At 64.6% G+C, this 13089-nt stretch carries 10 protein-coding genes; all 10 read right to left on the bottom strand.

Annotated features, from left to right (window positions below; all coding sequences use genetic code 11):
* Window positions 1-148 precede the first annotated feature (148 nt).
* Complete coding sequence (locus ADE01S_RS00685; protein ID WP_062679536.1) at window positions 149-2389, bottom strand: TonB-dependent receptor; 2241 nt, start codon at window positions 2387-2389, stop codon at window positions 149-151.
* Window positions 2390-2819: 430 nt separating this feature from the next.
* Window positions 2820-3149: a DUF2818 family protein gene (locus ADE01S_RS00690; protein ID WP_062679537.1), complete on the bottom strand. Its 330-nt coding sequence runs from the start codon at window positions 3147-3149 to the stop codon at window positions 2820-2822.
* A gap of 15 nt (window positions 3150-3164) precedes the next feature.
* On the bottom strand, window positions 3165-4649 hold the full coding sequence (gene nuoN, locus ADE01S_RS00695) for an NADH-quinone oxidoreductase subunit NuoN (RefSeq protein WP_062679538.1): 1485 nt from the start codon (window positions 4647-4649) through the stop codon (window positions 3165-3167).
* 9 nt (window positions 4650-4658) lie between these two features.
* Window positions 4659-6161 (bottom strand): NADH-quinone oxidoreductase subunit M, encoded by a 1503-nt coding sequence (locus ADE01S_RS00700; RefSeq protein WP_062679539.1) that lies wholly within the window; start codon window positions 6159-6161, stop codon window positions 4659-4661.
* On the bottom strand, window positions 6158-8188 hold the full coding sequence (nuoL, locus tag ADE01S_RS00705; RefSeq protein WP_062679540.1) for an NADH-quinone oxidoreductase subunit L: 2031 nt from the start codon (window positions 8186-8188) through the stop codon (window positions 6158-6160). Before nuoL ends, ADE01S_RS00700 begins: the two co-directional genes overlap by 4 nt.
* Window positions 8189-8205: 17 nt before the next feature.
* Window positions 8206-8514, bottom strand: coding sequence for an NADH-quinone oxidoreductase subunit NuoK (gene nuoK / locus ADE01S_RS00710; RefSeq protein WP_025137065.1), 309 nt, complete (start codon window positions 8512-8514; stop codon window positions 8206-8208).
* Window positions 8511-9158 carry an NADH-quinone oxidoreductase subunit J gene (locus tag ADE01S_RS00715; protein ID WP_062679541.1) on the bottom strand — a complete coding sequence of 216 codons (648 nt, stop codon included), beginning with the start codon at window positions 9156-9158 and terminating at the stop codon, window positions 8511-8513. The genes nuoK and ADE01S_RS00715 overlap by 4 nt, the downstream gene beginning before the upstream one ends.
* A gap of 17 nt (window positions 9159-9175) precedes the next feature.
* A complete protein-coding gene (gene nuoI / locus ADE01S_RS00720) occupies window positions 9176-9664 on the bottom strand; it encodes an NADH-quinone oxidoreductase subunit NuoI (protein WP_043543405.1) in 489 nt (162 codons plus the stop codon).
* 21 nt (window positions 9665-9685) lie between these two features.
* Window positions 9686-10759, bottom strand: a complete 1074-nt coding sequence (nuoH, locus tag ADE01S_RS00725) for an NADH-quinone oxidoreductase subunit NuoH (RefSeq protein WP_062679542.1) — start codon at window positions 10757-10759, stop codon at window positions 9686-9688.
* Complete coding sequence (gene nuoG / locus ADE01S_RS00730) at window positions 10759-13086, bottom strand: NADH-quinone oxidoreductase subunit NuoG (RefSeq protein WP_062679543.1); 2328 nt, start codon at window positions 13084-13086, stop codon at window positions 10759-10761. Before nuoG ends, nuoH begins: the two co-directional genes overlap by 1 nt.
* Window positions 13087-13089: the final 3 nt, after the last annotated feature.

Raw genomic sequence — 13089 nt, forward strand, 5'->3', positions numbered from 1 at the left:
CGCCCGCCTTGCCCTTCCGTAGGATGGGTGCAGCGCGCGACACCCTCCGCAAGAACAACAACCATCAACGCGCGCAACCCATCGCATCGCAATAAAAAAAAGCCAGCCAGGAAGCTCCCGGCTGGCTTTTCCATTCCCGCTGGCGGGATCAGTAGCGCATGCGCAGCGACAGCAGCGCGGCGCGACCGGTGCCCAGCGCGGCATAGTGCGCGGCATAGGCCTTGGTGTAGTACGTCTCGTCGAAGATGTTCAGCACATTCAGCTGGGCCGACACGCGTTCGTTGAAGTCGTAGGACGCCATGGCATCGAAGCGCCAGTACGAGGGCACCCAGCGCGCCTTGGGCGTGCCGTCGGCGTTCTTCGTCGAATCCGAATTGCCGTACACCTTGTCCACGTAGTACGCGCCGCCGCCCACGGTCAGCTTGGGCAGCACCTTGTAGGTGGTCCACAGGCTGAACGCGTTGCGCGGGGTGTTGGGCAGGTCCTGGCCGACTGCGCCGCTGTTGAAGGCGCCCTTGGTCATTTCGCTGTTCATGAAGGTGTAGCCGCCGAACACGTTCCAACGGGGCGTGATGCTGCCCGAGAAGCCCAGTTCGATGCCGCGCACCTTGGCTTCGCCGATCTGCTCGGTTTCGGTCGCCGACACGGCCACGCTGGTGTTCTTGCGAATGTCCTGGAAGGCCGCGGCCGACAGGGTCAGGCGGTCGTCGAACACCTGCCACTTCGTGCCCAGCTCGACGGTCCGGCTCTTTTCCGGTTCGAGCGACTGGCTGGTCATCGTGGCGGCGTCGCTGATCGCGCCGGCGGCGATCGCCGAAGGCGTCGACGAAGTGCCGTAGGTGGCGTAGATCGTGCCGTTCGGCAGCGGCTTGTAGGCCAGGCCGACCTGGTAGTTGAAGAGGTTGTCCTCGCGGCTGGTGCTGTAGAACGCGGGCGTGCCGGCCGGATCGTTGCGGCCGCGCGCGATGTTGCTGCCGCTGGTGCGGTAGTTGTCCCAGCGCATGCCCAGGCTGGCTTGCCACTGTTCGTTGAACTTGATGGTGTCGAAGCCGTAGAGCGCCACCGTATCGGTGTTGTAGCGCGCGGGATTGTCGTTGCGCTGCAGGCGGCCCGGGTACGAAACGTGCGGATCCGGATCCCACAGCGACGCGCACATCGCCGAGACACGGGTGCAATTGGTGCTGGTCGGAACGCCGGACTCGGTATAGCCGTCCTTGTCCTGCTTGATGTTGCTGTACTCGAAGCCCAGGTCGAAGGAGTGCTTCAGGCTGCCGGTCTCGAATTCGCCGGTCAGGTCGGTCTGGTTGGCGAAGCTCTTGGTGACGTAATAGCCCGACTTGAGCGCGCGGTACACCAGGCCCTTGGGCACGTTGCCCTTGCTGTCGTCAGGATTGGTGGCGGCGAAGTCGGTAGTGCCGCGGCCGTAACGCACCACGTTGCGCAGTTGCAGCTTGTCCGAGAAGTCGTGCTGGAAGTCGACGGTGGCGACGTCGTCGCGCGTCTTCATGAAGTCGCGGCCGGTCAGGCCGTAGAAGCTCTTGCGGCTCACGCCCATCGTCTCCGTCACCGGCTGACCCGTCTTCGGGTCATACGGAATGGAGTAGTCGGGCATGCTGTCGTCTTGGTAGTGGTAGTAGCTCAGCGTGATGCGGGTCGGCGTGCCCACGCCCAGCGTCAGCGACGGCGCGACGCCCCAGCGCTCGAAATCCACCGCATTGTCGCGGCCCGGCACGTCGCCCTTGTTGCCCATCACGTTCAGGCGGAAGGCCGCCTTGTCGTCCAGGCGCCAGTTGCTGTCGATCGTGGCGCGGTAGTTGTTGTCCGTGCCGATCTGCACCGTGCCTTCGGTGAAGTCCGTGGGCTTGGGCGTCTTGCTGATCATGTTGATGCTGCCGCCCGCGCCGCCCCGGCCCGAATACACGGAGTCCGGGCCCTTGATCACTTCCACCTCTTCCAGGTTGAAGGTGTCGCGCACCTGCGTGCTGGAATCGCGGATGCCGTCCAGGAAGAGGCTGCCCGCGGAGTTCTGGCCGCGGATGATGGGCAGGTCGCCGCCCGGGCGGCCGCCTTCACCGGCGCCGAACGTAATGCCCGGCGAGTTGCGCAGCACGTCCTGCAGCGTCGAGGCCGACTGGTCCTGGATCACCTGCTTGGGCACCACCTGGATGGTGCGCGGCGTATCCAGCAAGGGCGCGGTCATCTTGGGCGACGGCACCGTGGTGGTCTGGTACGAAGACCCCTCGCCTTCCACGCGCACCGGCGCGAGCTGCGTCACGCCGTCGCCGGACTGGGCGGAGGCATAAGGGCTGATGAACAGGGCGGGAACTGCGATGGCGGCGGCCAGCGAGGTAGTGAGCGTATTCAGCGAATACGAATCTTGGGGCTTCAAACCAGCTTCTCCAATTGTGAATAGCAACGATTCTTGTTTTTTTAACGTTTGCGATTCTGAACCCGCTGGCTGAATGAAACCTGAACGAAGTATCCAAACCCATCCAAAAGATGAAAAAACAACACCTGGCCCCGGGTTTTAGGCGTCTGCATGCCGCTTGCGACCTGTCGGGGTCGGACCCTTTAAGGGCTTTTAAATTCTGACAAGAATCTGAATTATTGGCTCGTCCGCGCAAATCGTTGCAGCCCTGTGCCTGCCGCCCGGCATGCGAGCTTCACCGCCCTTCCCGCCAGGTCCCCTTCCCCCTGAAAATCCGCGCCCGCCGCGCAGGAACGGCTTCAGGCGTCGCCGACGCGACGGCCGGTGCCCATATGCCTACCCGCAAAAAAAAACGCCCTACAGGGGCGTTTTCTTCGGGGACGGATATTGCTCAGGTCCGCAGGCGCGGATGGCGCTTGAACAGATACCGGTACACGAACCCCGGATAGGCCAGCACCAGGTACAGGCTCAGCGTGATCGCGTAGAACTCCCAGGTCTGGGAGAAGCGGTTGCCCAGCGTGGACTCGAAGGCAAAGCCCAGGGCACCCACGATGGCGTAGAACACCAGCACTTCGACCAGGCGGACCCAGAACGGCTTGACCGCCGCCGCCCCGCCCCGCTTCCAGGGCATGACGGCGAACACCCGCTCGGTGAGGAACGGGAGATTCGCGCTGACCAGGGCCAGCGCGATCAGCAGCCATACCGCCAAAGTCTGGTTCATGGCCCCGTTTTCCGTTTACATGCTCAGCGAGCTGCGGATGGCCTGCACGCACAGCGCCATCAAGCCGCCCGGCAACAGGCCCAGCACCAGGATGAGCGCGCCGTTGATCGACAGCACGCCGCGCTGGCCGGCCGTGGCCACCATGGGCGCGGCGTCGGCCGCCGGCTCGTCGAAGTACACGACCTTGACCACGCGCAGGTAGTAGAACGCGCCGATCAGCGAGAACAGCACCGCGATCACGGCCAGCGTCACGTGGCCGGCGCTGATCAGCGCCTGCAGCACGGCCAGCTTGGCGTAGAAGCCCACCAGCGGCGGGATGCCGGCCAGCGAGAACATCAGCAGCAGAATGATGGCGGCGTGCCACGGGCTGCGGCGGTTCAGGCCCTTCAGGTCATCGATCTGCTCGCACTCGAAACCCTGGCGCGACAGCAGCAGCACGATGCCGAAGCTGGCCAGCGTCGTCAGCACGTAGGTCAGCATGTAGAACAGCGACGCGCCGTAGGCGGCGGACGACAGGTCCGGCTTGCCGGCGACCGAGCCCGACATCAGGCCCAGCAGCACGAAGCCCATGTGCGAGATGGTCGAGTAGGCCAGCATGCGCTTGAAGTTGGTCTGGGCGATGGCGGTCAGGTTACCGATGGCCAGCGACAGCACCGCGAGGATCATCAGCATCGGCTGCCAGTCGGCGGCCAGGCCGTGCAGGCCGTCCACCAGCAGGCGCAGCGTGATCGCGAAAGCGGCCAGCTTGGGCGCGGCGCCCAGGATCAGCGTCACGGCCGTGGGCGAACCCTGGTAGACGTCGGGCACCCACATGTGGAACGGCACGGCGCCGAGCTTGAACGCCAGGCCCGAAACCAGGAACACGATGCCGAACACCAGGGCCAGCTTCTCGGCCTTGCCCGACGCGATGACCTTGGCGATTTCGGCCAGGTCCAGGTGGCCGGTGGCCCCGTAGACCATGGACATGCCGTAGAGCAGGAAGCCCGAGGCCAGCGCGCCCAGCACGAAGTACTTCATGGCGGCTTCGGTGGCCACGACGTTGTCGCGGCGCAGCGCGATCAGCGCGTACAGCGCCAGCGACATCAGCTCCAGGCCCAGGTAGATGGAGATCAGGTTCCCGGAGGAGATCATGACCATCTGGCCCAGCAGGGCGAACAGCGTCAGCACATAGAGCTCGCCGCCGCGGAGCATGTCGCGCACCTGGGCGTAGACGCGGCCGTACACCAGGGTGACGGCGACCGCGATGTAGGACGCGATCTTCAGCAGGTGCGACAGTTCGTCGGCCACGTACAGGCCGTTGAAGGTCGATCCGGCCACGCCGTTCTTCCATTGCACCGCCGACACGACGGTCAGCACGCCCAATGCAAGCATGGTCAACAGGAACGTCGGCTTGCGCTCGGGGTGATTGCTGACCGCGTCGATGAGCAGGATAGCCAGGCCGAAAACCAGCAAGAGGATTTCCGGTGTCGCCAGGGCGAAATCGATTTGGGATTGCATCATTGTCTTGTCTTACAGTTTCGAGACGGCAACGTGTTGCAGCAGGGCCTCCACCGAAACGTGCATCACGTCGGTGAAGGGCTTGGGATAGATCCCCATGTACAACACGGCGATCGCCATCACGCCAAGAATCACGAACTCGCGGCGGTTGATATCGGTCAGCTCGCGCACGTGATCATTGGCGACGTCGCCCAGGACCACGCGCTTGACCATCCACAGCGAATACGAGGCGCCCAGGATCAGGGCGGTCGCCGCCAGCAGGCCGATCCAGAAGTTGTGCTCGACCGCGCCCATGATCACCATGAATTCGCCGACGAAGCCGCTGGTGGCCGGCAGGCCGCTGTTGGCCATCGAGAACAGGATGAAGAACGTCGCGAAGCGCGGCATCACGTTGACCACGCCGCCGTAATCGGCGATGCGGCGCGAGTGCATGCGGTCGTAGAGCACGCCGATACACATGAACATGGCGCCCGACACGAAGCCGTGGGAGATCATCTGCACGATGGCGCCTTCGACGCCGGCCGTATTGAAGATGAAGAAGCCCAGGGTCACGAAGCCCATGTGGGCGACGGACGAATAGGCCACCAGCTTCTTCATGTCGTCCTGGACGATCGCGACCAGGCCGATGTAGATCACGGCGATCAGCGACAGCGTGATCATCAGGCCGGCCAGGCTGTGCGAGGCGTCAGGGGCGATCGGCAGCGAGAAGCGCAGGAAACCGTAGGCGCCCAGCTTCAGCATGATCGCGGCCAGCACGATGGAGCCGCCCGTGGGCGCCTCGACGTGGGCGTCCGGCAACCACGTGTGGACCGGCCACATCGGCACCTTCACGGCGAAGGCCGCCAGCAGGGCCACGAAGATCAGGATCTGCGGGGTATAGCCCAGCTTGGTCTGCTGCCAGGTCAGGATGTCGAACGACCCGCCCGACACGTTCCACAGGTAGACGAACGCGACCAGGGTCAGCAGCGAGCCCATCAGCGTGTACAGGAAGAACTTGAAGGCTGCGTACACGCGGTTCGGGCCGCCCCAGACGCCGATGATGATGTACATCGGGATCAGCGTGGCTTCGAAGAACACGTAGAACAGCATGCCGTCCACGGCCGCGAACACGCCCACCATCAGACCCGACAGGATCAGGAAGGCGGCCATGTACTGGGCGACGCGGCTGGTGATGACTTCCCAGCCGGCCAGCACCACGATGATCGTGATGAAGGCGGTCAGGAGCACGAACCACATCGAGATGCCGTCGATGCCCAGGTGGTAGTTGACGTTGAACGCCTCGATCCAGGAGGTCTTCTCCACGAACTGCATGGCGGCCGTGGAGGAGTCGAAACCAGTGTAAAGCGGGATCGTGACCAGGAAACCGGCGATCGAGCCGATGAGCGACAAGCCGCGCGTCAGACCGGGACGGTCGTCACGGCCCACCGCCAGCACCAGCAGGCCGAATACGATCGGAACAAAGATCGCAAGCGTGAGCCAGGGGAAAGTGTTGGATGCCATCTCGCTTGCCATCATTGGGGAATCAGCACAAAGAAAGTCACCAGCGCCATGATGCCGATGATCATCGCGAACGCGTAGTGATAGATGAAGCCGGACTGCAGGTGACGGCTGACCGCTGCCACCCAGCCCACCACACGGGCGCTGCCGTTGATCAGCAGGCCGTCGATGATGCCGCGATCGCCGGTCTGCCACAGGCCACGGCCCAGGCAGCGCAGGCCGCGGGCGATGATCTGCTCGTTGACCCAGTCCACGTAGTACTTGTTCTCAAGCACCTTGTTGATGCCGGACAGGCTGGACTTGATGGCGGCCGGAACCTTGGGATTGATCAGGTAGCAGTACCAGGCGGTGACGGCGCCAGCCACGACCAGCCAGAACGGAACCGTCTGGAAGGCGTGCAGGCCGAAGGCCACCCAGCCGTGCCATTCTTCGTGCAGCTCGTGCATCGCGGGATGCTGCGGCAGGACCTTGATCACGCCGTCGAAGAACTTGCCGAACAGCATCGGGTCGACCACCAGGGCGCCAATGATGACCGAGGGGATCGCCAGCAGCACCAGCGGCAGCGTGACCACCCAGGGCGACTCGTGCGGAGTGCCGTGATGGCCGTGGCCGTCGGGCTCATGGTCGACGTCGGCCGCGTGGTGATGGTCGTCGTGGCCATGGCCGGTGGTGTCGAAGCGTTCCTTGCCGTGGAAGACCAGGAAGTACACGCGGAACGAGTACAGCGAGGTGACGAACACGCCGATCAGGGTCGAGTAATACGCGAAATTCGCGCCCCAGACGTTCGCGGCGCCAGCGGCCTCGATGATGTGTTCCTTCGAGTAGAAACCCGAGAAGAACGGCGTGCCGACCAGCGCCAGCGTGCCCAGCAGGAAGGTGATCCAGGTGATGGGCATGTACTTGCGCAGGCCGCCCATGTTGCGGATGTCCTGGTCGTGGTGCATGCCGATGATGACCGAGCCCGCGCCCAGGAACAGCAGCGCTTTGAAGAAGGCGTGGGTCATCAGGTGGAAGATCGCGACCGAGTAGGCCGAGGCACCCAGCGCCACGGTCATGTAGCCCAGCTGCGACAGCGTGGAGTACGCGACGACGCGCTTGATGTCATGCTGGATGATGCCCAGGATGCCCAGGAACAGCGCGCCGATGGCGCCGATCACGATGATGAAGGACAGCGCCACGTCGGACAGTTCGAACAGCGGCGAGAAACGCGCGACCATGAAGATACCGGCCGTCACCATGGTGGCGGCGTGGATCAGCGCGGAGATCGGGGTCGGGCCTTCCATCGAGTCCGGCAGCCAGGCGTGCAGCGGAACCTGGGCCGATTTGCCCATGGCGCCGATGAACAGGCAGATGCAGGCGACCGTCAGCAGCATCCAGTCGGAGCCGGGCAGCGTCAGCGTGGCCAGCTTGTCGGCCTGGGCGAACACTTCGCCGTAGTGCATGGTGCCGGCGTACGCGAACAGCAGGCCGATGCCCAGCACGAAGCCGAAGTCGCCGACGCGGTTGATCAGGAACGCCTTCATGTTGGCGAAGATCGCCGTGGGGCGCGTGTACCAGAAGCCGATCAGCAGGTACGACACCAGGCCCACCGCTTCCCAGCCGAAGAACAGCTGCACCATGTTGTTCGACATCACCAGCATCAGCATGGAGAACGTGAACAGCGAGATGTAGGAGAAGAAGCGCTGGTAGCCGGGATCGTCGGCCATGTAGCCGATGGTGTAGATGTGCACCATCAGCGACACCGAGGTCACCACGACCATCATCATGGCCGACAGCGGATCGATCAGGAAGCCGATTTCCAGCTTGGTCTGGCCGATCAGGCTCCAGGTGTAGACCGCGCCGTCGAAGCGCAGGCCGTTGAGCACGTCGTTCAGCACCACCACCGAACCGATGGTGGAGATGAGCACGCCCAGGATGGTGATCATGTGCGAAGCGCGGCGGCCGATCGGACGGCCCAGGAAGCCGGTGCCGAAGAGGCCCGCGAGAATCGCTCCGGCCAGCGGTGCCAGCGCGATGAGCAAGTAGAGATTGGGTGAGCTAGACATTTTCTTCCAATACCCCGTCAGCCCTTCAGGCGATCGAGATCATCGACGTTGATCGTGTTCAGGTTGCGGAACAGCAGCACCAGGATGGCCAGGCCGATCGCCGCTTCGGCGGCGGCCACGGTCAGGATGAAGAACACGAACACCTGGCCGGCGGTGTCGCCGAACCAGCTGGAGAACGCCACGAAGTTCATGTTGACGGCCAGGAGCACGAGCTCGATGGACATCAGGAGAATGATCAGGTTGCGGCGGTTCAGGAAGATGCCGAAGATCCCGATGGCGAACAGGATCGCCCCCAGAATCAGGTAATGGGCCAGCGTCAGCGTCATTTTTGTTCTCCTTGGGGCGCGGCGGACTTGGCACCGATTTGCGACTGGGCGCGCTCGCTCTGGGCGGGCATGCTCACCAGGCGGAAGCGGTCCTTCGCGCGCACGCGGACGGCGGCGACCGGGTCGTTGTACTTGACGTCGCGGCGGCGACGCAGGGTCAGCGCGATGGCGGCGACCATGCCCACCAGCAGCAGCGCGGCGCCCACTTCAACGGCGTAGACGTACTGCGTGTACATGGCTTCGCCCAGCGCGCGGGCGTTGTTGTAGTCGCCGGCGACCGGCGCCTGCGGACCCGAACCGTACCAGGTCGAACCCAGCACGAAGGCCATTTCCAGCACCATCACCAGGCCGATCACCAGGCCCAGCGGCAGGTAGGTCTTCATGCCCTGGCGCAGGGTATCCATGCGGATATCCAGCATCATGACGACGAACAGGAAAAGCACCATCACGGCGCCCACGTACACCAGCACGAGCAGCAGCGCGAGGAATTCGGCGCCCAGCAGCATCCACAGCATGGCCGCGTTGGCGAACGCCAGGATCAGGTGCAGGACGGCAGTGACCGGACTGCGCGCGGTGATCACGCGGAAAGCCGCGATCACCAGCACGGCGGCCAGTATGTAAAACAGGACAGTGGTAAAAGTCATGGATCAGACCCTGGGCTTCAACGGTAGGGAGCGTCTTCGGCCCGGCGTTGGGCGATTTCGGCTTCGTAGCGGTCGCCCACGGCGAGCAGCATGTCTTTGGTGAAATACAGGTCGCCGCGCTTTTCGCCGTGGTATTCGTGGATATGCGTTTCCACGATGGAGTCCACCGGGCAGCTTTCCTCACAGAAGCCGCAGAAAATGCACTTGGTGAGGTCGATGTCGTAACGCGTGGTGCGGCGGGTGCCGTCATCGCGCTGATCCGACTCGATGGTGATCGCCAGTGCCGGGCACACCGCTTCGCACAGCTTGCACGCGATGCAACGCTCTTCCCCGTTGGGGTAGCGGCGCAGCGCGTGCAGGCCACGGAAACGCGCCGACGCAGGCGTCTTTTCCTGGGGGTAGCGCAAGGTGACCTTGCGCTTGAAGAAATACTTGCCCGTCAGGCGCATGCCCTTGAGCAATTCGGTCAGCATCAGGCTGCCGAAGAAATCCTTGATCGCTTCCATATCCTGCCTCTGCCTGGCGGTTTAGCGCCAAATGTTCCAGGGCGTCTGCATCCAGATCGCCACCACGACCAGCCACACGCCGGTCAGCGGGATGAAGATTTTCCAACCCAAACGCATGATCTGGTCGTAGCGGTAACGCGGGAACGACGCGCGGAACCACACGAACAACGAGACCACGAAGAACGTCTTGAGACCCAGCCAGATCCAACCCGGAATCCAGGTCAGCGGCGCGATGTCGATCGGGGACGCCCAGCCGCCCAGGAACATGATCGAGGCCATGCAGGACAGCAGGATCATGTTGGCGTATTCGCCCAGGAAGAACAGCGCGAACGCCATGCCCGAGTACTCGACCATGTGGCCGGCCACGATTTCCGATTCGCCTTCGACCACGTCGAACGGGTGGCGGTTGGTTTCGGCCACGGCCGAGATCACGTAGATCACGAACAGCGGCAACAGCGGCAGCCAGTTCCAGGACAGGAACGTCAGGCCCTTCTCGGCGAACCAGCCGCGGTTCTGCACATGCACGATCTCGGACATGTTCAGGCTGCCGGATACCAGCAGGACCGTCACCAGCACGAAGCCGATGGCCAGTTCGTACGACAGCATCTGCGCCGAGGCGCGCAGCGCGCCCAGGAAGGCGTACTTGGAGTTGGACGCCCAGCCGGCGACGATCACGCCGTACACGCCGATGGACGTGATGGCCATGATGTACAACAGGCCGGCGTTGACGTTGGCCAGCACCACGTCGGGACCGAAGGGCACCACCGCCCAGGCGGCCAGCGCGGGCATCAGCGTGACCACCGGGGCCACGATGAACAGCACCTTGTTGGCCTGCGACGGAACCACCACTTCCTTGGTCAGCAGCTTGAACACGTCGGCGAACGGCTGCAGCAGCCCCTTGAAGCCGACGCGGTTCGGGCCCATGCGCACGTGCATGGCGCCGATCATCTTGCGTTCCCAGTACGTGAGGTAAGCCACGCACAGGATGATGGGCACGGCGATGATCACAATCTTGATGAGGGTCCAGAGGACCATCCAGACCGTCGGGCCCAGCAATGCCGTACCCTGGCTCTCAAGAACATTAAGCCATTCCATCAGGCACGCTCCACGCTGATTTGACCGAATGCGCCACCCAGGGCCGCGGTGTTTTCAAAGGCAGCCGAAATGCGCACGGCGCGGTCGGCCACGGCATCGTCCTGCACGGTTACGAGTTCGACGGCGCCCTGCCCGCCCGACACGCGCACCTTGACGCCGGCCGTCAGGCCGAGGCTGGTGAGCGTGCGGCCGTTCATGGCGGCAGCCGGCTTCTTCGAGGCCGGGGCGGCCTGCAGCGGCTCCGAACGGCGGACCATTGCATCGGTGCGGTAGATCGGCACGTCGGCGACGCGTTCCAGGCCGGTGCCGGCCTGGCCCAGGCCCAGCGGAGCCTTGATGTCGTTGGACAGGCGGCCTTCGATGCCGCCGGCCAGCACGGCGTCGCGCACGGACTCGGAGGTCTCGTCGTCGAAGCCGGCCAGGTGCAGGACGTTGCCCAGCACGCGCAGGACCTTCCAGGCCGGGCGGGTCTGGCCGAACGGCGCGACTGTGCCCTTGAAGCTCTGGGCCAGGCCCTGGGCGTTGACGTAGGTGCCCGAGGTTTCGGTGAACGGCGACACCGGCAGCATGACGTCGGCCCACTCGGCGGCGGCCGAGCGGTAAGGCGTCAGGGCGACGGCGAATTGCGCGCCGCGCAGCGCGGCGATGGCCTGCTGGCCGTTGTCGGCATCCAGCAGCGGCTCAGCGTGCAGGACCACGTAAGCCTTGAGCGGCTCGGCGAGCATGGCGGCGGCATTCTTGCCGCCCTTGCCCGGAACGGCGCCGGCCAGATAGCCGCCGACGGTGTTGCCGCCGGAAGTCAGGAAGCCGAACTTGCCGCCGGCCAGGCCGGCCACGGCGCGACCGTTGGCGGCCAGGGTCGAGGCCTGGGCGCTGGCCACGGCCAGGTTGCCCATCAGCACGGCGGTGTTGGCGCCGGAAGCCAGGCTGGCGGCGATCGCCTTGGCGTTATCGCCCGGGACGACCGAGGCGAACTCGGCCGGGACGGCCTGTTCCTTGGCCTGGGCCAGCGCGACGGCCACTTCGGCCAGCGCGCGCGCCAGCTCGGAGGGCGCCACGGTGATGCGGGCGGTCACGGGCATCAGCGGATCGTCGGCGGCGCTGTCGACCATCAGGATCTGCGTGCCGCGCTTGGCGGCCTGGCGCAGGCGCTGCGCCATCAGGGGGTGATCCTTGCGCAGGAACGAACCCACGACCAGGACGCGATCCAGGTTGTCGAGTTCGGCGATCGGCATGCCGAGCCACGGCGCGCCCGTCAGGGAAGCGTCGAAGGCGGCGTCGGTCTGGCGCAGGCGGAAGTCGATGTTCTCGGAACCCAGCGAGCGGACCAGGCGGCCCAGCAGCGCGTATTCCTCGGTGGTGGCGTACTCGGACGCCAGCGCGCCGATCTGGCCGGCGCCGAAGCTGTCGCGCACGCGGGACAGGCCCTGGGCCACGGCTTGCAGCGCGTCGGCCCAGGAAGCTTCCTGCCACTTGCCGTCGGTGCCCTTGATCATCGGGGCCGACAGGCGGTCCTCGCTGTTCAGGCCCTCATACGAGAAGCGGTCGCGGTCGCTGATCCAGCATTCGTTGACGGCTTCGTCTTCGAATGGAACCACGCGCATGACGCGGTCGCCCTTGACCTGGATCACCAGGTTGGCGCCCAGGCTGTCGTGCGGGCTGACCGAACGGCGGCGAGCCAGTTCCCAGGTGCGCGCGCTGTAGCGGAAGGGCTTGGAGGTCAGCGCGCCCACCGGACAGATGTCGATCATGTTGCCCGACAGCTCGGACTCGATCGAGCGGCCGACGAATGTCGTGATCTCGGAGTGCTCGCCACGGCCCAGCATGCCCAGTTCCATGACGCCGGCGATTTCCTGGCCGAAGCGCACGCAGCGGGTGCAGTGGATGCAGCGGCTCATTTCCTCGGCGGAAACCAGCGGGCCCAGGTCCTTGTGGAAGACCACGCGCTTTTCTTCCTGGTAACGCGAAGAAGAGCCGCCGTAGCCCACGGCCAGGTCCTGCAGCTGGCACTCGCCGCCCTGATCGCAGATCGGGCAGTCGAGGGGGTGATTGATGAGCAAGAATTCCATCACCGACTTCTGAGCGGCGCGCGCCTTCTCGGAGCAGGTGTGGACGACCATGCCATTGGTCACGGGCGTGGCGCAGGCGGGCAGCGCCTTGGGCGCCTTTTCCACTTCAACCAGGCACATGCGGCAGTTGGCCGCGATGGACAGTTTCTTGTGGTAGCAGAAATGCGGCACGTAAAGCCCGACTTTCTGAGCGGCATGCATGACCATGCTGCCTTCGGGCACTTCGACCTTGTTGCCGTCGACGGTTAGTTCAACCATTGC

Origin of the sequence: Achromobacter denitrificans NBRC 15125, assembly GCF_001571365.1 — a bacterium.
GTDB classification, from domain to species: domain Bacteria; phylum Pseudomonadota; class Gammaproteobacteria; order Burkholderiales; family Burkholderiaceae_B; genus Achromobacter; species Achromobacter denitrificans.